The organism is Azospirillum agricola (genome assembly GCF_020005195.1).
GTDB lineage: Bacteria > Pseudomonadota > Alphaproteobacteria > Azospirillales > Azospirillaceae > Azospirillum > Azospirillum agricola.
Genome location: NZ_JAIFZR010000002.1, coordinates 907,755 through 928,194, shown reverse-complemented (window position 1 = coordinate 928,194; position 20,440 = coordinate 907,755). Strand labels below are relative to the sequence as shown.

Annotated in this window: 16 protein-coding genes and 2 pseudogenes; 10 read left to right on the top strand and 8 right to left on the bottom strand. The window is 68.4% G+C overall.

The genetic code is table 11. The annotated features are described in order from the left end of the window. Window positions 1–31: 31 nt before the first annotated feature. The 10 genes and pseudogenes from cas4g/cas1g (at window position 32) to JN22_RS07010 (ending at window position 12,480) form a co-directional block, all read left to right on the top strand. Window positions 32–1,742: pseudogene (gene cas4g/cas1g / locus JN22_RS07055) on the top strand (CRISPR-associated endonuclease Cas4g/Cas1g). A gap of 16 nt (window positions 1,743–1,758) precedes the next feature. Next, window positions 1,759–2,055 (top strand): CRISPR-associated endonuclease Cas2, encoded by a 297-nt coding sequence (gene cas2, locus JN22_RS07050; RefSeq protein WP_085553210.1) that lies wholly within the window; start codon window positions 1,759–1,761, stop codon window positions 2,053–2,055. A gap of 614 nt (window positions 2,056–2,669) precedes the next feature. After that, the gene (locus JN22_RS07045; RefSeq protein WP_085553209.1) at window positions 2,670–3,500 is read left to right on the top strand and encodes a nucleotidyltransferase domain-containing protein; all 831 of its coding nucleotides are present in this window, start codon (window positions 2,670–2,672) and stop codon (window positions 3,498–3,500) included. 25 nt (window positions 3,501–3,525) lie between these two features. Continuing rightward, entirely contained in the window at window positions 3,526–4,593 is a 1,068-nt protein-coding gene (locus JN22_RS07040; protein WP_085553208.1) for an AAA family ATPase, read from the top strand. 7 nt (window positions 4,594–4,600) lie between these two features. Further along, complete coding sequence (locus JN22_RS07035; protein WP_085553207.1) at window positions 4,601–6,421, top strand: vWA domain-containing protein; 1,821 nt, start codon at window positions 4,601–4,603, stop codon at window positions 6,419–6,421. Between the two features lie 141 nt (window positions 6,422–6,562). After that, window positions 6,563–7,132: pseudogene (gene cas7g, locus JN22_RS07030) on the top strand (type I-G CRISPR-associated RAMP protein Csb1/Cas7g); the annotation flags it as partial. Further along, a complete protein-coding gene (csb2, locus tag JN22_RS07025; protein ID WP_085553206.1) occupies window positions 7,086–8,279 on the top strand; it encodes a type I-G CRISPR-associated protein Csb2 in 1,194 nt (397 codons plus the stop codon). The pseudogene cas7g and the gene csb2, both read left to right, overlap by 47 nt. Next, window positions 8,276–10,930, top strand: coding sequence for a type I-G CRISPR-associated helicase/endonuclease Cas3g (cas3g, locus tag JN22_RS07020; protein WP_085553205.1), 2,655 nt, complete (start codon window positions 8,276–8,278; stop codon window positions 10,928–10,930). Before csb2 ends, cas3g begins: the two co-directional genes overlap by 4 nt. A 45-nt stretch (window positions 10,931–10,975) precedes the next feature. After that, a complete protein-coding gene (locus JN22_RS07015; protein WP_085553204.1) occupies window positions 10,976–11,449 on the top strand; it encodes a hypothetical protein in 474 nt (157 codons plus the stop codon). After that, window positions 11,446–12,480, top strand: a complete 1,035-nt coding sequence (locus JN22_RS07010; RefSeq protein ID WP_085553203.1) for a type I-G CRISPR-associated protein, Cas3-extension family — start codon at window positions 11,446–11,448, stop codon at window positions 12,478–12,480. The genes JN22_RS07015 and JN22_RS07010 overlap by 4 nt, the downstream gene beginning before the upstream one ends. Before the next feature lie 78 nt (window positions 12,481–12,558). Here JN22_RS07010 and JN22_RS07005 read toward each other — a convergent pair. The 8 genes from JN22_RS07005 to JN22_RS06970 all read right to left on the bottom strand — a co-directional run bounded on the left by JN22_RS07005 (window position 12,559) and on the right by JN22_RS06970 (window position 20,328). Further along, window positions 12,559–13,387 (bottom strand): IS5 family transposase gene (locus JN22_RS07005; protein WP_211099591.1). Its coding sequence is split into 2 segments (ribosomal slippage): window positions 12,559–13,017 and window positions 13,019–13,387, totalling 828 coding nucleotides; the frame shifts between segments, so codons are not numbered across the junction. Between the two features lie 124 nt (window positions 13,388–13,511). Continuing rightward, window positions 13,512–14,575, bottom strand: a protein-coding gene (locus JN22_RS07000; protein WP_143268169.1) for an IS630 family transposase whose coding sequence is annotated in 2 segments (ribosomal slippage) — window positions 13,512–14,092 and window positions 14,092–14,575 — 1,065 coding nt in all. Because the reading frame shifts where the segments join, the coding sequence is not laid out codon by codon here. Between the two features lie 255 nt (window positions 14,576–14,830). Further along, window positions 14,831–15,760, bottom strand: a complete 930-nt coding sequence (locus JN22_RS06995; RefSeq protein ID WP_085553202.1) for an electron transfer flavoprotein subunit alpha/FixB family protein — start codon at window positions 15,758–15,760, stop codon at window positions 14,831–14,833. Next, window positions 15,760–16,509: an electron transfer flavoprotein subunit beta/FixA family protein gene (locus JN22_RS06990; RefSeq protein WP_085553201.1), complete on the bottom strand. Its 750-nt coding sequence runs from the start codon at window positions 16,507–16,509 to the stop codon at window positions 15,760–15,762. Before JN22_RS06990 ends, JN22_RS06995 begins: the two co-directional genes overlap by 1 nt. Before the next feature lie 33 nt (window positions 16,510–16,542). After that, a complete protein-coding gene (locus tag JN22_RS06985; protein ID WP_085553200.1) occupies window positions 16,543–16,758 on the bottom strand; it encodes a hypothetical protein in 216 nt (71 codons plus the stop codon). A 39-nt stretch (window positions 16,759–16,797) separates the two neighbouring features. Beyond that, complete coding sequence (locus tag JN22_RS06980) at window positions 16,798–17,760, bottom strand: acyl-CoA dehydratase activase (RefSeq protein ID WP_211099590.1); 963 nt, start codon at window positions 17,758–17,760, stop codon at window positions 16,798–16,800. Window positions 17,761–17,794: 34 nt separating this feature from the next. Then, window positions 17,795–19,132 (bottom strand): 2-hydroxyacyl-CoA dehydratase subunit D, encoded by a 1,338-nt coding sequence (locus JN22_RS06975; protein ID WP_211099589.1) that lies wholly within the window; start codon window positions 19,130–19,132, stop codon window positions 17,795–17,797. 38 nt (window positions 19,133–19,170) lie between these two features. Further along, the gene (locus JN22_RS06970) at window positions 19,171–20,328 is read right to left on the bottom strand and encodes a 2-hydroxyacyl-CoA dehydratase subunit D (protein ID WP_085553198.1); all 1,158 of its coding nucleotides are present in this window, start codon (window positions 20,326–20,328) and stop codon (window positions 19,171–19,173) included. Between the last annotated feature and the right edge of the window lie 112 nt (window positions 20,329–20,440).

Below are 20,440 nucleotides of genomic sequence, written 5' to 3'. Positions count from 1 at the left end.
CGGGCAAGCATTCCATGAAGGAGCGCTGCCGATGAACGAGCAATTGAGTCTGGCGCTTCCCGCTCCACCGGAATCCGACCCGGATCTTCTGGTGCCGGCGCGGATGGTGAACGAATGGGTATATTGCCCGCGACTGGCCTATCTGGAATGGGTGGAGGGCGCCTGAGCCGCCAACGCCGACACCGAGGAAGGCAAGCGCGTTCACGCCCGCGTCGATGCCGGCCGCGGCGCCTTGCCACCGCCGGAAGAGGCGGACGCGGCTCCGCCCTTCGAGGTCCGCTCCATCGAGCTGTCGTCGGAGCGGCTTGGCCTGATCGCCAAGATGGACGTGGTGGAGGGCGAGGACGGCATTCTGACCCCCATCGACTTCAAGAAGGGCAAGCGCCCGCACGTCGATGGCGGCGCCTACGAGCCGGAGAAGGTCCAACTCTGCGTCCAGGCCCTGGTGCTGGAAGACAACGGTTACCGGATCGACGGCGGCTTCCTGTGGTTCTCGGGCAGCCGGGAACGGGTGCCGGTGGTCTTCGACGACGAACTCCGCACCCGCACGCGCGAGGCGGCATCGGCCCTGCGGCTGGCCGCCGCCGCCCACCGCATTCCGCCGCCGCTGGAGAACAGCCGCAAATACGCGCGCTGCTCGCTGCTGCCGATCTGCCTGCCGGACGAGGTGAACCTGTTCCGCAGCGGCGGCCCTCCGCGCACGCCGCCGCCCGCCGCCCGCCGCCGAGGCCGCTCTTCCGCTCTATGTGCAACAGCCGGGCGCACGGGTCGGCAAGAAGGGCGACCTCATCGTCGTTTCCGTCGAAAACCAACCGGACCGTGAGACGCCGATCGGCGAAGTGTCCGAACTGGTGCTGGCCGGACCGGTGTCGCTGTCCACCCCGGCACTCCACGCCCTGGTGCGCGAGGAGATTCCGATCGCCTGGATGTCCAGCGGTTTCTGGTTCATCACAACCACCGGCGCCCGCGGCCCGCGCAGCGCCCACGCGCGCGAAGCCCAATACGCGGCGCGCGGCGACGCCTTCCGTCGCCTGCTGTTCGCGCGCGATCTGGTGCGGGCAAAGCTGCGCAACCAGCGCACCATCCTGCGCCGGAATTGGCGCGGAACCGAGGCCGAGCGCGACCACGTCACCGAGGTCTTGAAACGTTTGGCCGACCGCACGGCGAAGACCGCCGGCCTGCCCGAACTTCTGGGCGTGGAGGGTAAAGGCGCCGCGGTCTATTTCCGCGCTTTCCCGTCGCTGTTCACCGACAAGGTGACGGGGATGCCCGATTTCGGTTTCGACCGCCGGTCGCGCCGCCCGCCGGCCGATCCGGTCAACGCCTGCCTCTCGCTGTGCTACGCACTGCTGGCCCGCACCTGTGCCACGGCGCTGGAAATTGCCGGATTGGATCCCTGGGCCGGCCTGTATCACGCCGACCGGCCGGGCCGGCCGGCCCTGGCGCTCGACCTGATGGAACCGCTACGCCCGATCCTGGCTGATTCCACGGTGCTGACTGCGTTGAACAACGGGGAACTGTCGCCGTCGGACTTCATCACCGTCGGACCGGGCTGCAACCTCACGCCAAGCGGGCGGCGCACGCTGATCCGTGCCTTTGAACGGCGTCTGGACCAGGAGGCCTCGCACCCGCTGTTCGGCTATCAGATTTCCATGCGCCGCATGCTGCATGTACAGGCCCGGCTGTTCACCCGCCATCTGCTGGGCGAGATCGACAGCTATCCGCATTACTGCCCACGGTGAGAGGAAGGAAGCGGCGATGGCCGGCAACGAGCGTGTCTATATCGTGACCTACGACATCGCCGATCCGAAGCGCGGGCGCCGGGTGTTCAAGTCGATGGAGGGTTATGGCCGCTGGCTTCAGCTCTCGGTCTTCCAATGCCGACTGACGCCCCGGCGTCGAGCAGCACTGGGAGCACGGCTGGACGGGATCATCAAGCCATCGGAGGATCACGTCCTGATCATGGACATCGGACCGGCCGACGCGGTCGATCTTCGGGTTGAAAGCCTGGGCCGTCCTTTTGAATCCATCAGACGCGAGGCCGTGGTGGTGTAACACCGCCTGCGGCGAGAAAGCCTTTCCATCGGCATGCGAGGCCTGTGGTAGGATCGGTTCTGCCGACGACGCACGCGAGCGGTTCGATACCTGCAAATTCCCTGGACCCGCTCGCATGAGAAGAGGCATTGATTTCGTTGGGTCCTTGGACATCGTTTAGAACGAAACAGAACCGATAAACTTGATCGGACGATCAGGTTCGATGACCTCTCGATTCCCGTGCTTTTTTCGGATAGGAATCAACAAGGTGCGAAGCACCGCTCTTCCTGGGCAGTAATGCCCAGGCCTCATTGAAGCCCGTAGGCGTCGCGGTGCGTCATGCCGGAGCCGGCCGGCAGGCTCTTCCTGGGAAGGATGCCTCAGGCCGCTGACAGAATCGGACACCCTTCACCTTCGGCATAATTGCATCCGATATCGGATGCAATTATGCCTTCATCGTCCGAGGCCGCCTTCCTGTATCCGGGGACATTCCCCCCGGACCCGCCGGAGGAGCGTCGGTTTTCGGCAAAATGCAGAATTGCCGCTTTCGATCGTCCGTAGGACCGAGTCCGGCATATCGCCGCCCTATCGTCGCAACCCACGCCCCCCTTCCTTCCGACACCGGAGAGCCCGCCATGTTCCGCGACGCCGTCGCCCCTTCCGTCCGCCGGCGCATCGCCGAAACGCTCGACCGCATCGAACGCGACCACGGCGTCCGCATCCTCCTCGCGGTGGAATCGGGCAGCCGGGCCTGGGGCTTTCCGTCCCCGGACAGCGACTATGACGTGCGTTTCCTCTATGTGCGGCCGCTCGAGTGGTATCTGTCGCTGACGCGGGGACGCGACGTCATTGAACTGCCGATCGTGGACGAACTCGACGTCAACGGCTGGGACATCGCCAAGGCTCTGACGCTGCTGGGCAAGGCCAACCCCGTGCTGTTCGAATGGCTGGCGTCGCCGATCCGCTACCGCACCGACGACGGTGCCCTGCGAGCCTTGCAGCATTTCGCCGGCCGGGTCGGGCACCGGGCCGCCGCCACCCATCATTACCGGAGCCTGGCCGAAGGCAACCTGCGGCGCCACATCGACGGCCGTGACCGGGTCCGGCTGAAGAAATACTTCTACGCCCTGCGCCCGGCCTGCGCACTCGCCTGGCTGCGCACGCGCTCCGACGATCGCGTGCCGATGGCGCTCGACGATCTGCTCGCCGGCATCCCGATGGACGCAGCGGTCCGCGCCGCGATCGACGGGCTGCTGGCCCGGAAGAGCATCCTGTCCGAGATGGGCGAAGGCGCCCGCATCGACGCCCTCGACGCCTTCATCGCCGCCGAGATCGCCGGCGCGGCCGTGGCGGGACCGCGGCGCGACCCGCGGGATTCACTATCCGCCGACGCCGACCGCCTGTTCCGCCGGCTGGTTCTGGAGTCGGCAGGCGCCCCGCCCCGCATTGCCACCGAACAGTCCTGAACCGCCCTACCCTTCGGAAACCATCATGTCCACGCCGACCCTCGCGCTGACTCCGGCCACACTGCCCGAATTCCTGCTGGCCGTCGCCCCGGTGCGCCCGGTCTACATCAAGGGGCCGCCGGGGATCGGCAAGTCCAGCCTCGTCACCCAGTTCGCCGCCGCCGTCGGGCTGGACTGCGTGACGCTGCTCGGCAGCCAGATGCTGCCCGAGGATCTGCTGGGCGTCCCCCGCATCGAGGACGGGCGCACCCGCTTCTACCCACCCGCGCGCATCACCCGCTCCACGCCCTACTGCCTGTTCCTGGACGAACTGCCGAACGCCGCGAAGGAAGTGCAGAAGGCGCTCTACCCGCTGGTGTTCGAGAAGCGGATCGACGATTACGTCCTGCCCGCCGGCTCGATCGTGATCGCCGCCGGGAACCGCGCCGAGGACGCCGCCTTCGTCAACCCGCTGTCCAGCGCCTTGCTGAACCGCCTCGTCGTCGTCGAACTGCGGGCCTCGACGCGCGAATGGCTGGATTGGGCGCGGCGCAACGCCCTGCACGAGCCGGTGATCCGCTACGTCGAGGCCCGCCCCGACCATCTGTGGAGCCGCCCGCCGCGCAGCGAAGAGCCCTTTTCCACGCCGCGCTCCTGGCACGCGCTGTCCGACGCGATGTTGGCCTTCGGCGACGCGCTGACCGACGAATGGACCGGCGTGCTGGCCGCCGGATGCCTGTCGCCGGCCCACGCCGTCCAGTTCCGCGCCTTCCTGCGCCAGACGCGGCTGCGCTACGACGTCGCCAAGCTGCTGAAGGGCGACCTCCGCTGGCCCGACGCGCCCGGCGACCGCGATGTCCTCTATTTCCTGGCCCAATCTTTCCGTGCCCATCTGGCCAAGGAACTGCCGGCCGAGGCGGTGGCGGTCAAGCCGCCGCACCGGGAACTCGCGCATGGCGCCAAGGCCCTGCTGCGCAGCCTCGCCGCCATCAGCCTGGAGATCGCCCAGGGCGTGGTGGCGGCGGACGGCGACGAGGACGGCAACAGCGTCCCCGGCTGGTTCCTGGCCGAGGTGGTGCGCGACCTGCCGCGCCTCGCGGCGCAAGCCCGGTGACCCGGCGATGAGCCGACGCCGCACCGCCAAGGCTGCCGCCGATCCCGCCACCCTCGCCTTCGACGCCGGCATCAAGGCCTTGAAGCAACACCCGCTGACGGCGCCGCTGCTGCACGCCGCGCGGGTCGTCCGCGGCAGGGACCAACCCTGGCCCTACGGGGACGCGGCCTGGTGCGTCGTCACCCCGGCCGGCACCGTCCGCTGCAACCCGAAACGGCGCGGAACCCCGGAGGACTGGGCGCGGGCGGTCGCCCATGCCCTCCTCCATCTCGGCCTGGAACATTTCCAGGAGAAGGCGAACCCGCGACTGTGGAACGCCGCCTGCGACGTCGCGGTCGCCCGGCTGCTCGACGGCTTCGGTTTCCGTCCGGAGGCCGATGGAAAGCCGGCCGGGGAGACCATCGACCCGGCGGGCGTTCCAGGAGCCGGCGAGGCCGAGATCTATGCCTGGATGGTCGCGCAGGGCTGCCCGGAGTCCGTAGGCTCGCTCGGCACCGCCGGACCGCACCCCGACATGGTGGACGAGCCGGTCCCACGCTGGCAGGCGACAATCCGCTGGGCCGACCTGTTCGTCGAGGGCCTGCGGGCCGCCGTGCAGCGGGCGGTGGAGGTGGCCGGCGGGCGCGTCCTGCGGTTCGACGGTGCCGCGACCCGCGTCAGCGCGGCCGAGGAGGCGCGGCGCTGGTTCATCGACCGCTTCCCGCTGCTGGGCGCCATCGCCGCCGCCTTCCGCATCATCGAGGATCCGCTGGTCTGCCGCTCCCTGGAGGTGTCGGTCGCCGCCGTCAGCGACATGGCCCGCGAGATCTACGTCAACCCGGCCGGCGGGCTGTCCGGCGACGAGCTGCGCTTCGTCATGGCCCATGAGCTGCTGCACGCGGCGCTGCGCCATCTGCCCCGGCGGCGCGGGCGCGACCCCTTCCTGTGGAACGTCGCCTGCGACTACGTCGTCAACGGCTGGCTGCTGGAGATGGCGGTCGGCAGCATGCCCGCCGCCGCCCTGCACGACCCCAGGCTCAAGGGGCTGTCGGCGGAGGCCGTGTACGACCGGCTGTGCGCCGACCTGCGGCGGGCGCGCAAGCTCGCCACCCTGCGCGGCACCGGACTCGGCGACATGCTGGAGGGGCGGCGCGGCGGCCCCGCCCCCGGCGGCGGCGACTGGACCGACCTCGACGCCTTCTACCGGCGGGCGCTGCTCGACGGGCTCGACCTGCACCGCGAGCGCGGGCGCGGCACCATCCCGGCCGGGCTGGTCGAGGAGATCCGCGCCCTGGCCCATCCGCCCATCGACTGGGACGTGGAACTCGGCCGCTGGTTCGACGAGCGCTTCTCGCCGGTCGAAACCGTCCGTTCCTTCGCTCGGCCGAGCCGGCGGCAGACCGCCACCCCCGCCATCCCGCGCCCCAGCCGGCGCCCGGCCATCGGTGAGACGGAGGACCGGACCTTCGGCGTCCTGCTCGACAGTTCGGGGTCGATGGACCGCATCCTGCTGGGCAAGGCGCTGGGGGCGATCGCCAGCTACGCGGCGGCCAAGGACGTCCGCCATGTCCGGGTGGTGTTCTGCGACGCCGCCGCCTACGACCAAGGCTACATGGAGGTGCCGGAGATCGCCAGCCGCCTGACGGTGCGCGGGCGCGGCGGCACGGTGCTCCAGCCCGGCATCGACCTGCTGCAACAGGCCGAGGATTTCCCGAAGGATGCGCCGCTGCTGGTGATCACCGACGGAGAGTGCGACGCGCTGTCGATCCGGCGCGAGCACGCCCTGCTGATCCCGGCCGGCGCCCGCCTGCCCTTCGTGCCCCGCGGGCCAGTGTTCCGAGTGCGGTAGATACCCTGAAAATTATTCACCATTTTGAAGATATCAGCAGCATGACATATTCTTTTGAGGGGTAACCGCATATGTCACATCAACCTATCATCCATCCCTTGGAGCCAACGCCTCGAATGGATTAACCCTGTAAAACAGGAGATGACGGTTATGAACATCGCCACGCTCACCCGCATGGTCGCCGGAAACGCCGCCCTGCGCCGACGGCAGACGCTCCAGCCCGTCGGTGGGCAAGGCGACAAGATCTTCCCCCCGACCTACCCCGGCGAGGGCCGCAATGCCCAGCCCACCCACGTCTACGAAGTGCGCCGCCTGAACGGCGAGGATGTGGCCTGCGTGCTGGTCGACAGCCCGCAGTCCCAAGCGAACCGGCTGGAAGAGAGCCTGCTCGCCGCCCACCGCTCCGGTGATGCGCCCGTTCCCCATGTGGTGGTGGATTTCAACGGCTTCGATCTGGCCGGCCTGTCGGAAGTCACCTCGCTCGACGCGCCGCACCGCGTCTACGACGCCGTCCTGCGCGACAGCCTGCTCGACGGCAAGCCCTTCATGAACAGCCCGGTCGGCGAGCGGCTGGCCAAGGCGAAGCCCGAGGACGCCTCGGCGCTGCTGGAGACCTCGCCGAGCGCGCTGCTGTTCGGGGCCTGGCATTCGACTGGCGAGGGCGGTGGCCTCGGCGCCAAGTTCGCCCGCTGCCTCGTCTCGGAGATCGTCGCCGTCCGCGTCCCGGTCGAACCGGTGGAAAACCGCCGGACCGGCGAGGTCGAACTGCGCACCGCCGGCCGCCGACACCGCCTATGTCGGCCATTCGACCAGCCTGACCCGCTGCCACTTCACCCGCGCCGACTCAGGACCACCGCCCGAGAACGCCCGACGGCCGACGCGGACGATCTATCCCGGACGGCTCGACGAACTCCGCCGCGACTTCGACGCCGGACGCCGACCCAACCGGGGCATGCCGGTGAAGCCGCTGGCGAGTGAGGCCCGGAAGGCCGCGCAGAGCGTCTTCGGCGAAGGCTGGCTCTTTCTGGAGCATGTCGTCTTGGAGACCGAACCGAGGAAACGGACGAGGGAGATGCCCGACCTGCGGTCCACCCCCCTCGTCGCCAAGGCCATCCACAGGGCGCTGCTCAGCGGTTACCATCGGATCGGCCTGGGCGACCGCATCCCAGAGGCGGTCAGCGGCCACCGGCCCGACACCATGCCGTCCCGCTCCCCCCACATCGCCATCGTGCCGCTGGGCTTCACCGGCTTTCCCCATGCCGACGGCCATGCGCTGGGCTTCGCGGTGATTCCGCCGCGCGACGGCAACCCGCTCGACGATGCGGATTTCCGCCGGGCGCTGCGGGCGATCGCGGTGCACGACCCGGAGTCCGACCGCCATGTCGTGACTCTCGACGCCTTCGACCTCGCGCTCGCCCCCACCTTCGAGCCTCCTTCCAGGCTGCGCTCGTTCGACCCGGCGCTCTACACGACGCCGGGGACGATCTTCGCCACGGTGACGCCGATCGTCCTCGACCGCCACCTGAAGGAGCGGGGTGCCGCCCGGCAGGACGAGATCGCCCACCAGATCGCCGCCGCCTGCCGCAACGCCGGGCTTCCGGAACCGAAATCGGACGACATCGTGCCCGACAAGCATTCCGCCGTCGAGGGCGTGCCCTCGGCCTATCCGTCCGGCAACGCGCCGGCCTGGATGCGGTGGAAACTGCCCGGCCCGCTCGCCAGCCGCCAGCTGACCCACGCGGTGATCCGCTTTCCCGAGCCGGTTCGCGGCCCGGTCCTGCTTGGCGCCGGCCGCTTCGTCGGGCTGGGGCTGTGCCGTCCGCTCGACCCGACGACACCGGCGGAGGGGCGGTCATGACCGCGCTGACCCACGCGGATTTCTCCGCCTTCTTCGAGGACATCCACGGTCACGCCCCCTTTCCCTGGCAGCAGCGGCTCGCGTCCCAGGTCGCGGAGCGGGGAGCGTGGCCCCCTCTCGCCCTTCCCACCGGGTCCGGCAAGACGGCGGCCATCGACGTCGCCGTCTTTCACCTCGCCCTGGAGGCCGATCGTGGACCGCGGCGACGGGCGCCGATGCGCATCGCCTTCGTCGTCGATCGCCGGCTGGTGGTGGACGACGCCTTCACACGGGCCGGCATTATCGCCAAGCGCTTGCGCGAAGCGACCGGCGGCATCGCCGCGCGGGTCGCCGAACGGCTGAAGCGACTGTCCGGCGCGGACTCCCCGCCGCTGATCGCGCGCCGCCTGCGCGGCGGCATCCCGCGCGAGGAGGATTGGGCGCGCAGCCCGGCGCAGCCGACGATCCTGTGCTCCACCGTCGACCAGATCGGCTCCCGGCTGCTGTTCCGGGGCTATGGCCTGTCCGACGGTGCGAAACCGATCCATGCCGGGCTGATCGGCGCCGACTGCCTGATCCTGCTGGACGAGGCCCATCTCGCCAACCCCTTCCGGCAGACGCTGGAGCGGGTGGAGCGCTATCGGACGGTCCCCAGGCCGGAAGGCGGACCGGACGGCCGGCCAGGAGATACCCTGTCCCCCTGGATGGTGACGACGCTGACCGCAACGCCGCGCAAGGAAACCGGCGGGACCGGCATCTTCGAATTAGACGACGACGACCGCGCCAACCCAATCCTGGCCGCCCGCCTGACCGCGTCGAAGCCGGTCCGCCTGATCGCCCCGGCCAAGGGCAAGGCCGAAGCCGTGGAAACCGGCTCAGGGCCGGACGACGATGCCCCGGAAACCGGCACGGCCGATGAGAACCGGCGGATCGCCGCCATCGTCGAGGAAACCCGCAACGCCGTGGCGGCCCTGCGCAGCCGGGGAATCCCACGGCCGGCGGTCGCCGTGGTGGTCAACCGCGTCAATCGCGCCCGGCGGGTATTCGAACATCTGGCGGCGGCCCCGGACGACGACCTGCATCCCGTCCTCATGATCGGCCCGACGCGCGCGCCGGACCGTGACGCGGTGGTGGCCGAACTGGACCCGTTGCGCACCAAGCTCCGGCAAGCCGATGAAACACGCAGCCTCGACCGGACGACGATCGTCGTCGCCACCCAATGCCTGGAGGCCGGGGCCGACCTCGATTTCGACGGGCTGGTGACCGAGGCGGCACCGCTCGACGCGCTGCGCCAGCGCTTCGGCCGGCTGAACCGCGCCGGACGGCCGATCGCGCCCTATGGTGCGATCCTCGCCGGCAAGGCGGAGCTTTCGTCGCGTTACGACGATCCCGTCTATGGCCGCTCCATCAAGGCGGCATGGGATCATCTCGCCTCCCTGCCCTCCCTCGACTTCGGGCCGGCGGCCTTCGAGAAGCAGTTGGAACGGCATCCGCCGTCACGGGACTGCTCGTCGCCCGGCACCGACGCCCCGGTCCTGATGCCGGCCCATCTCGCCCTGCTCAGCCAGACGGCGCCGATCCCCTTCGCCGATCCGGAGGTCGCCCTCTATCTGCACGGTCCCCGGCGGCAGCCCGACGCGGTGTCGGTAATCTGGCGGGCCGACGTTGCTCCGAACCTTCAGGACGACGAAACCCTGCGCCGCCTGTTGCTGCTGGTGCCGCCCCGCTCGGCCGAGGCGATCGAACTGCCGGTCTGGACGGCGCGCCGCTGGCTGGCGGGACAGGACGCCGGGCTGGACCGCCTTGCCGACAGTCCGGCCGACGCGCCGGACGAGGACCCGCTCCACCGGCCGCCGGCCCCATCCTCCGCCCCGCCGGCCGTCCCGAAGCGCGTCTTCCGCTGGGCGGGGAGCGACGAGCGTTCGGCATGGATCGCCCCCGCCGGCATCCGTCCCGGCGACACCATCGTCGTCCCGGCCGCCTATGGCGGTCTCGACCGCTTCGGCTGGAATCCGGAACAGCCCAAGGCCGGACGATCCCCCGGACGATCCCCCCTGCCCGTCTCCGACATCGCCGCCAAGGCGGCCGAACCCTTCGTCGGACGCTGCTTCGCGCTGCGGGTGGCGCCCGGCCTGCTGCGTATCGGCCTGCCTCCTGAAAGTGGCGAGACGCCGGAGGAGCATATCCGGCGGGAAACCGCCGACACCGACGCCCGTGCGGCCCGCCTCCGCGATCGTCTCGCCACCATGGTGGAGGTTGCGGACTGGAAGCGGGTACGGGAGGCTCTCGCCGGCCTCGATCTGCCCGCCGAGACGATGGCTGCCTTGGAACGGCTGAAAACCGCGAAGGGACGCGGCCGCAACGCGGTCCACATGCATTGGGATCTCTACGGCGAGGACGGCGGCGGCCCGAGAGGAATCGTCTTCGTCGCCCCCCTGGGACTCAAGGATGCGGAAATCGAAGATGGCGGAACCGACGGGGTGAACGCGACGGAGGACGACGCCGCGGGTTCACTGCCCGGCTACGCGTTGTCGCTGGCGGAGCACAGCGGCGACGTCGAGAGGCAGGCCGGGATCTTTGCCCGTGACGCCGGCCTTTCGGACGAGCGCGTCACCGACCTCGCCCTTGCCGGCTTCCTGCACGACCTCGGCAAGGCCGATTCCAGGTTCTAGCGGTGGCTGGCTTCCGGCGATCCGCTGGGGGCCGATCCCGACCGCGTGCTGGCGAAGTCCGGGCGGGCGCTGCCCCGCAACGCCCGCGAGCGCGCCAACCTGCCGGAGAAATGGCGGCACGAGGCGTTGTCGGTGCGGCTGGCGCTCCATATGCCGGAACGGTTGGACAGGGCCGCGGACCCCGACCTCGTGCTGTGGCTGGTCGGCACCCATCACGGTCATGGCCGCCCCTTGTTTCCCCACGCCGACCCGGACGACAAAGGCACGCGCGCCGATCTGCCGGCGATTCTCGGCATTCCGGCCGAACTTCCGGCCGGGCCGGGTCCCCAGTCGCTCGGATTCGATCGCGGTGGGCTGGACTGGCCGGGATTGTTCGAGCGGCTCAAGGCCCGCTACGGCGTGTGGGAACTGGCCCGCCTGGAAGCCATCCTGCGGCTTGCCGACCACCATGCGTCCGCCGAAGCGGCGAAACGGACAGCCGACCGGGACAGGACCGACAACGAAGGAGACGCCGCATGACCACGGTCCAAACCGTTCCGGCCCTCGCTCACCCCCTCCTCGGGTTGGAGCCGGACAACCTGCTGGCCTTCCTGGCGTTGCTGGGGCTGTTGCGTGCGCTCGAAGCCGGCGACCGCGAACGTCCCGACGGCGAAAAGCTCCGCCCCCGTGCCGCCTGGAGCCTTGACGCTCCGCCCTTGCGGCCGGTCCTGCACCTCGCCAGGGCGCTGACGGCGGCGGAGGTCGCCGAGGAGGCGGCCGAGGGCGTGGCGATCCTGGCCGCCGCCCATCGGTTCGACGGGCGGAATGATCTGAACCACACGCGCACCGAAGCCCGGAGCCTTCTCAAGGCGGCAGAGCCCGGCGACCGGGCGGATCTGCTCGCCGCGCTGATGACCGACGCCGCCATCAAGGACGAGGACAAGCCGGACACGGCCCCGGTCGATCCGACGCCGCTGTGCCTGCTGTTCGGCCAGGGGCACCAGCATTTCCTCGACCAGCTGGCCCGCGTGCCGGCGGAAAGCGCGCCACCACCACGGGGACGCGGGAAGGCGGCCGTGACCCTGACCGCGGCGACTTGCCTGACCGAAGCGCTGTTCGCTCCCTGGCACCGCGCCGACCCGACCTTCTCCTTCCGTTGGGATCCGGAGGAGGACGTCCGCTACGCCCTGATGGCGGGCAGCCCGACCGACGCCGCCTATAAGCCCGGCACGCAGCACGGAGCGAACCGTCTGGCTGCAATAGGACTGGCGGCGTTGACCGTCGTTCCGGAAACGCGGGCAGGGCGGGTGCGGCCAGCGATCCTCGGCGGGGCCTGGAGGGACGGCTTTTCGCTCGCCTGGCCGATCTGGCGCGATCCCGCAAGCCTGTCCGCCATCCGCGCCCTGCTCGGTCATCCGAACCTTCGGACAGTCGATGGCCTCGTCCATCTCGGTGTCGAGCACGTCCTGGTGGCGCGGCGTATTTCCGTAGGGAAATTCATGAACTTCACCCGCGCTCAAGCCGTTTCCCTACCGTACGGCAACCACCATCGCACCGCCAGCCAACCTTGAGACCCGGTATTTTCCCAGCACGGATCCAAATACTATCGGCAGCAAGATAAAGAGGAGATTCGCTGTCGTTCTTAGAACCTATTCCAGTAGGGAGACGAACTGCCAGACGGTGACGGCGCAGACGATGTGGAGCATGGCCTTGTAGGAGAGGGCGAGCTTTTCCCAGCGGACCAGGATGCGGCGGTAGCGGTTGAGCCAGGAGTGCGCGCGCTCCACTCCCCACCTTCGTGGTTTTCCCGGCTGGGCGGGGGTGGCGGATCGATCCTCGCCCCGGCGCCGGATATGGGCGGTGAGGCCGTAGTCATAGGCGATCTGACGCGGGCCATCGTAATCGTAGCCCTTGTCCAGGCAAAGATGCTGCGGCTGCGCTGGCGTCGGTGCGGGGCGCGGTACGGCGGTGGCCTCAAGCGTTTGTTCCAGCAGCTTGAAGTCGATCACGTTGGCGCCAGCGACCGCGAGGCCGAGGGGGAGACCGCGGCCGTCGGTCAGCAGTGAACGCTTGGTTCCCAGCTTGCCGCGGTCGGTCGGGTTGGGGCCGACTTTTTTCCCCACCCAGGGGCGCCTTGGTCATCGCCCCGTCCACGGCCATCCAGGTCCAGTCGATGCCGAGCAAGGCATCGTAGGCCAGAAGCCCTTGGCGCCAGAACTCCTCGAACACCCCGGCATCGATCCATTCGCGGAAGCGACGGTAAGCGGAAGACGGTGAACAGATCCCGGTCGCCCGCAGGGTCTGCCACTGGCTGCCGGTCCGCAGGACAAAGACGATGGCATCCATCGCCGCGCGATCCGGGACCCGCGGATTATGACAGCCCAGCGGGGGCGGCGGACGCTCCGGGAGCAGCGGCTCCATGCGCTCCCACAACTCACCCGGCAATCGCCAGCCGTCATCTTGAACCAACTTGCCCATGAAAACCTCCCCACCGAAAAGCACGGAAGTCCAACAGAGCAGGCCCACCTCGATCCCTACCGAAATAGGTGCTTAGCCAGCGTCGTCCGCTGAGCAATCGAAGCATCTACTTATACCAAAGCCGTTAAGTTTTGACCTGTAAGGCCCATGAGTAGCCGCATGTGGAGCGGATGCGTCCTGGTTCGGCGAGGATCTGGTTCCAGACTTGACAGCAGACATCCAGGATGGCGTTGAGGTCGGGGAAGAGCCTGTGGGCCAGGAGATTGTCGCGCATGAACTGCCAAAGCCTCTCGATGGCGTTGAGTTCCGGACTGTAGGGCGGGAGCGGGACGAGGGTGATGTTGGATGGCACGACGAGGTCGCCGCTGGTGTGCCATCCCGCTCCGTCGATGACCACGGCGGCGTGGGCGCCGGGTGCGACGGTACGGCTGATTTCCTCCAGCATGAGGGTCATCGCCTGGGTGTTGGCGCGTGTCATGACGATGGCGGCCCCGGTGTGGCGTGCCGGGCAGACGGCGCCGAGGAGATAGGCCGACTTGAAGCGATGATCGCGCACGGCGCGTGGCCGGCTGCCACGCGACGCCCATCGCCGGGTCAGGGTGCCTTTCTGGCCGATGCGGGCTTCGTCCTGGAACCAGACCTCCACGGCGCCCGCTTCGGGATGCTCCTTTCCGATGGCGGCGAGCCGGTCGGCAAAGTTTTTTTAAACGCTTCCTGGGCCGCCGCGTCGGTCTTGGGATGGATCGGGCGCGGGGTGAGGAAGGACAGCTTCATCCGGTACAAGCGGTCCTGCATGCCGGTGCGGCTGTAGTCCGCCCCGAAATGCCGCAGGGCCAGTTCGCGGATATGCCGAACCCGGTATTCGACGATGCCGTCCCGCTCGCTATCGGGCCCGGCGGCGATCAGGGCGGCCAATTCCGCCTCCAGGGCATCGGCCAGAAGCGGCGGTCGGCCGGTGCGGGTCCGATCCCCCAGGCCCTCCACGCCTTCGGCGTTGTAGCGCACGACCCAGTCGCGCAGCGTCTGCCGGTCCATGCCGGCTTGCCGCGCCGCCGCCTCCCGGCTGGTGCCATTCAGCGCCATGGCGATCGCCAGCAGGCGTCGGCAAACACGGCCGTCGCTCTCGCCACGGGCCAGACGGCGCAACTCGTCCGAACTCAGATCGCTGCGGATCCTCAAGGCTGGCATGGCGGGGGGCGCTCGAGGGTGAGGTCCAACACAGGGAATCACCACCGACCCCAAACCGCAACCCACAGCCACACAGAGTCAGAAATTTCCGACTCTGGTATAAGACGTTGAACGAACCAACCGTGAATGCAAAAAAGAAGGCCCGGCGTCTTATGTAAACGCCGGGCCAGTAGAGCGACCACAGCCGCCAAAAGGAACGTCAAGGCGGGGGTCGCTCGAACCAACGCGAACAACCGCGCTGGGGAGGCCGGAAGGTCAAAGTTCAGCAGTGAATTCCGGGACGGCGGTAAACAGATCGGCGACGAGGCCGTAATCGGCGACCTGAAAGATCGGCGCGTCGGGATCCTTGTTGATGGCGACGATCACCTTGCTGTCCTTCATGCCCGCGAGATGCTGGATCGCACCGGAGATGCCGCAGGCGACATACAACTGCGGCGCCACGATCTTCCCGGTCTGACCAACCTGGAGATCGTTCGATGCGTAACCGGCGTCGACCGCGGCGCGGCTGGCTCCGATCGCCGCCCCGAGCTTATCGGCCAAGGGCTCGATCACCGCGCGGAAGCGCTCCGCCGAGCCGAGCGCCCGGCCCCCCGACACGACGATCCTCGCCGAGGCAAGGTCCGGCCGGTCCGACGACGAGACCGCCTCGGAAAGGAAGGCCGACAAGTCCGCCGAAACCGTCACCGGGATGCTGTCCACCGGCGCCGAACCACCCTGCCCGGCGGCGGCGAAACTCGCCGGCTGGATGGTGAGAAGCTTCTTCGAGTCCGTGGAGCGCACGGTCTGGATCGCGTTGCCGGCATAGACCGGCCGCAGGAAGCGGTCCGGTCCCAGCACCTTGGTCACCGACGACACCACCTGCACGTCCAGCAGCGCCGCGGCCCTGGGCAGGATGTTCTTCCCGTTCGCGGTCGCCGGGGCGACGATCGCGTCGTAGCCGGGGGCCAGCGCAACCAGCAGGTCGGCCACCGGTTCGGCCAGCGACCGCGCCAGCTCCTCGCTTTCCGCCAGCAGCACGCGGGCGACGCCGGCAAGCGACGCCGCTGCCGTGGCCGCGGCCCAGGCGCCGAGGCCGGCCACCAGCACATGGACCTCTCCACCAAGCGCCGAGGCCGCCGTCACCGCCTTGGCGGTGGCGTCGTTGAGCGCGGTGTTGCTGTGTTCCGCAAGCACCAGGACAGCCATCACAGCACCCCCACGTCGTTCTTCAGCCTGGACACCAGTTCCTCCACCGAGGCGACCTTCGCGCCGGCCTTGCGGGTGACCGGTTCGGCCGTCGTCAGCACCTCCAGCCGCGGCGCCACGTCGACGCCCAGCGCCTCCGGCGTCGTCTCGGCCAACGGCTTCTTCTTCGCCTTCATGATGTTGGGCAGCGAAGCGTAGCGCGGCTCGTTGAGGCGCAAATCCGTCGTCACCACCGCCGGGAGTTTCAAGGACACCGTCTGTAGACCGCCGTCGACCTCGCGCGTGACCTCGACGGAACCGTCGCGGACGACGACCTGCGAAGCGAAGGTTCCCTGCGGCCAGCGCAGCAGGGCGGCCAGCATCTGCCCGGTCGCGTTCATGTCGTCGTCGATCGCCTGCTTGCCTAGGATGATAAGATCGGGGGACTCCTGCGCGGCCACCGCCTTCAGCAGCTTGGCCACCGCAAGCGGTTCGACCGCCGCGTCGGTTCGCACCAGCAGGCCGCGGTCGGCCCCCATGGCGAGGCCGGTGCGAACCACCTCCTGCGCCTGGGCCGGGCCGATCGACACGACGACGATTTCGCTCGCCTTGCCGGCCTCCTTGAGGCGCACGGCCTCCTCGATCGCGATCTCGTCGAACGGGTTCATCGACATCTTGACGTTGGCGAGATCGACGCCGGAGCCGTCGGCCTTCACCCTGATCTTCACGTTGAAATCGACAACCCGCTTCACGGGCACCAGAATTTTCATGACTTCACCCTGTCCGCCAACCGGCACCGACACTCAGTGCACCATTTCCGTGATGATCTGGACGATCTCGACGTAGCTCTTCGCGAAGAGATAGGTGACGGCGAGAGCCGGGGGCGCGGTGAGCAGCGCGGCCCAACCCAGGCCGTTCCACGACAGCGCCACCGCCAGAACGGCCAGCAGGACCGCCAGGACGGCGGCCCCGCCCCGCCCGAAGCGCAGGATCAGGCGAAGCGCCGGAAACCTGTCCATGAGATGCCTCCCTGCTGCCGCCCGCCCCGTCCAACGCCGTCACAGATTGCTCTGCACGCGGTTCCATAACGCTTTCATCCGGCTCGCCGGCGGCTCCGCCGGAACGAAGGGCGCGGCCGACGGGACACCCTTGCAGCCGGGGGCGCAGGCGCGGGCCTCACCCATCCGCTGCTCCAGCTCATCGTCGTCCATCAGCGCCAGCTCCTCCTTGTTCGAGGCCCGGTAATCGTCGAGCGCCAGCAGCGCCGCCCCCAGCGCGCCGGCGATCTGCGGGGTCTCCGGCAGGACCAGCGGCATGCCGAGCGCCTGCTGGATGTGGTGGACGGCGGCCGCGTTCTTCGCGACGCCGCCGGTCATCACCACCGGCCCCTTCTTGCCGACGCGTCCGATCAGCCCCAGCGTCCGGCTGGCGATGGCGGCGTGGACGGCGCCCAGCACGTCCGGCTTGCTGTTGCCCTCGGCCAGCAGCGAGATCACCTCGGTCTCGGCGAAGGTCGCGCACATGCTGGAGATCTTCAGCGTGTTCTCCGCCTTCAGGGCGATGCCGCCCATCTCGGCCAGATCGATCTCCATCGCACGGGCCAGCACCTCCAGGAACTTGCCGGTGCCGGCGGCGCAGCGGTCGTTCATCGCGAACTGGGCGACCAGGCCATTGGCGTCGACCGCGATGACCTTGCTGTCCTGCCCGCCGATGTCGATCACCAGCCGCGCGTCCGGAACCATGGAGACGGCGCCGCGGGCGTGGCAGGTGATCTCGGTGTAGTTCTTGTCGGCGACGTCGAGCATCCGGCGGCCGTAGCCGGTGCTGACCGTGCGGCCGACATCCTCCTGGGTGATGCCGGCCTCGGCAAGGGCACCCTCGATCGAGGACTTCACCCCCTCGCCGCTCACCGCCCCCATGTGGGCGACGCAGGAGGACACGATCCGGCCTTTCAGGTCGAGGATGACGGTCTTCGCGGTCGTCGATCCGAAATCAATGCCCATGACGTAGGACTTCATCATGCTCTCCTGCTGTGCGTGTGCGTGTCGCGAAGGCTCAGGCGGCGGCCATCCGGCGGGCGTCGATCGCCTCCAGCATCGCCTCGACCCGGCTGTTCAGCAGCTCGTCCTTGTAGAAGGACTCGTCGGTGACATCGCCCTCGAACATCGTGGTCTGGATGCCGAGCCGCTTCTGCGCGGCGTCGGCGATCAGGAACTGCGGGTTGGTGAAGGCCCGGCAGGTGCGCGAGGCGTGGATGACCATGCCGTCGACCTCGTACTTGCGGCAGAGATCCATGATCAGGTCGATCAGGATCGGGGCGGCGTGGTTGTTCGGGCAGATCAGGTAGTTCTGGGCCATGCCCAGAACCGGGTTCTGCGGGTCGATCAGCTTGGGCTCCTGCCAGAACGCCATGTGGGTGTAGCGGCCGGCGACCACCGCGGCGTCATAGCGCGCGAACTTCTCGGCCAGCCAGCCAACCTTGTTCCAGTTCATGATGCCGTCGAAGAACAGCCGGTACTTCTCCTTGCGCACGGCGCCTTCGCCGGCGGCGACGCGGGCCGCCACCTCGTCCCGGACGGTCTGGAAATAATCGACGATCTGCGGCCCGACCGGCAGGTTGTTGATCGGCGCGATGCTGACCACCCAGTCGAAGAAGCTGGCCGGCGCCGGCCGCGCCGTGCACATGTCCATCGCCTCCAGCCGCAGTTCGGAGGCGCGCTTCACCTGCCCCATCAGCTCGCGCAGCCGGTCCCAGGGATAGGGCTTGCCGGTCCGCTCCTCGATGAATTTCACCATGTCCTGGAGCTGGCGGGCGACATATTGCGAGGTTTCGTCCCATTCCTGGCCGTGCAGGTAGCGCGCGTCCTTCTTGGCGCCCCAGACCCAGGGGATCGAGACGTTGAAGATCGGGATCTTCTTGCCGAACAGCCGCGCCGTCATCTCGTCCCACTGCTGGCCGGTGCTGCAATAGGCGTAGGCGCTGATGATCATGTCCGGCGCCGGCAGCTTCGAAGCCAAATCGTCGTCGTCCGGCGCGTTGCTGACGCCGGTGTCGGTGTCGTTGCGGCTGCGCTGGTTGGTGACGGCGCAGCCGAGATGGGTGCGGGCGTAGGAGCACAGCTCCTTCATGTAGCCGCGCTCCTCGGCCGCCTGCTGGGCCGGGCCTTCCTGGTGGCGGGCGGCGAGCATCGCCGAATAGGCCTCGCCATGCACCCAGCAGATGTCGGCGGCCTGGAGGAAGGGGTTGATCGCCGATCCCTCGTACCAGCAGACCAGCTTGCCCTCCTCCTTGGCGCGCCAGACCATCTCCCAATATTCGTTGACCAGCTTGCCCGCGATGCGGGTGGCCTTCAGCTTGTTCGCCTGGTTCGGCGACGGCGCGATCATGTTCATGGTGCTTTCCCTCGGCTTTGGCTGGATCGGGACGGCCTTCAGGCCGCTTCCCGGCGTTTCACGATTTCCAGGAAGGTCTCGACCCTGGTCTTGAGACTTTCGATGGCCATGGCTTCGTGTTCGGTCTCGATCAGCAGGTGGGGCACGCCGCGCCGCTCGAAGGCCTCCTTCACCTCCGGGTAGTAGTACATGTGCGGCTCGCAGAACTTGGCCATCAGGACGATCATGCCCTGCGCCTTCTCGCGCTCGATCGCGTTCAGCAGATAGCCGTCCCAGTCCACGTTGTTCTGCACGCGGGTCGGGCACGGCACGCCGGTGTTGCGGGCCAGATACCATTCCGCCAGCGCGTCGATCGGATCGCCGTCCGGCCGCACGTCGGTCGAGATGTAGCGGAAGCCGTGGTAGAGGTCGTCGCCGACCACGATGGCGCCACACCCCTCGATCATGTCGAGGATCTCGCGCTTGGGCGCCTGGCAGAAATGGCCGGACAGATGCAGGCGGATGCCCTGCGGGCTGGGTTCGGGATTCCGCTCGACCTGCTCCAGCAGACTTTCGAGCAGCGCGGTGTGCTCGGCCTTGTCCATGATCATGCTGGACTTGACGACCGCCTGCATCTGGGTGGCGGTGAGCGCCACGGCGCCGGACACCCGCATCTCGTAGAGCCGGCGGATGAGCTGGCGGTTGCGGTTGAACAGGCGGACGCTGGCGTGCAGCGCCGCGTCCTCGACCGGGCGGCCGACGAAATCCTCCAGTTCGGCCTTCAGCGTCTCGAAGCTCTCGCGCGAACGGCCGAGCGTCCAGGGATCGCACATCGACGAGATGAGCTGAAAGAAGATCACCCGCGTGTTGGGCAGAAGCTGGCGGACCGCATCGGCGGCACCCAGCAGTTGCACGCAGTGGTCGCCGAACATGATCGCGTCGAGGAAGTCGAGGTCGTTCTTCGCCGCCTGATCGACGACGCTGCGCGTGTAACCGCAGTAGAAGGGAAACAGGACGCCGTGTCCGAAGGTGATCGCGTCCTGCGCCTCCTGCAGGATCACCGGCAGCGCGCCGGCGGCATGGGCGAGCTCGCCCGGAAAATTCATCGGGAATGACCCGATCACCGGACGCCGGTTCGCGTCCTTCCATGCCCGGGCGTAGCCCAACGGGTCGGTTGCGACACCGTTGAATACGCTGAGGATTTCGTTTTTGTCCATGTTTGCCTCCCTCGGCCGGACGCGACGCTCCGTGATGATGTCCGTACGCTAGCGAATATGTATTAGTGAGTCAATCTCATTTCAGATCATAGCAAGTAAAATAGCCGTTTGA

What these genes read in the sequence shown, in the direction of transcription:
- JN22_RS06975 (WP_211099589.1), bottom strand. Translation starts at nt 19,132, where the DNA reads ATGAACATGATCGCGCCGTCGCCGAACCAGGCGAACAAGCTGAAGGCC.
- cas2 (WP_085553210.1), top strand. Translation starts at nt 1,759, where the DNA reads ATGGCCGGCAACGAGCGTGTCTATATCGTGACCTACGACATCGCCGAT.
- JN22_RS06970 (WP_085553198.1), bottom strand. Translation starts at nt 20,328, where the DNA reads ATGGACAAAAACGAAATCCTCAGCGTATTCAACGGTGTCGCAACCGAC.
- JN22_RS07010 (WP_085553203.1), top strand. Translation starts at nt 11,446, where the DNA reads ATGACCACGGTCCAAACCGTTCCGGCCCTCGCTCACCCCCTCCTCGGG.
- JN22_RS06990 (WP_085553201.1), bottom strand. Translation starts at nt 16,509, where the DNA reads ATGAAAATTCTGGTGCCCGTGAAGCGGGTTGTCGATTTCAACGTGAAG.
- JN22_RS06995 (WP_085553202.1), bottom strand. Translation starts at nt 15,760, where the DNA reads ATGGCTGTCCTGGTGCTTGCGGAACACAGCAACACCGCGCTCAACGAC.
- JN22_RS07035 (WP_085553207.1), top strand. Translation starts at nt 4,601, where the DNA reads ATGAGCCGACGCCGCACCGCCAAGGCTGCCGCCGATCCCGCCACCCTC.
- JN22_RS07040 (WP_085553208.1), top strand. Translation starts at nt 3,526, where the DNA reads ATGTCCACGCCGACCCTCGCGCTGACTCCGGCCACACTGCCCGAATTC.
- JN22_RS07045 (WP_085553209.1), top strand. Translation starts at nt 2,670, where the DNA reads ATGTTCCGCGACGCCGTCGCCCCTTCCGTCCGCCGGCGCATCGCCGAA.
- JN22_RS06980 (WP_211099590.1), bottom strand. Translation starts at nt 17,760, where the DNA reads ATGATGAAGTCCTACGTCATGGGCATTGATTTCGGATCGACGACCGCG.
- JN22_RS06985 (WP_085553200.1), bottom strand. Translation starts at nt 16,758, where the DNA reads ATGGACAGGTTTCCGGCGCTTCGCCTGATCCTGCGCTTCGGGCGGGGC.
- cas3g (WP_085553205.1), top strand. Translation starts at nt 8,276, where the DNA reads ATGACCGCGCTGACCCACGCGGATTTCTCCGCCTTCTTCGAGGACATC.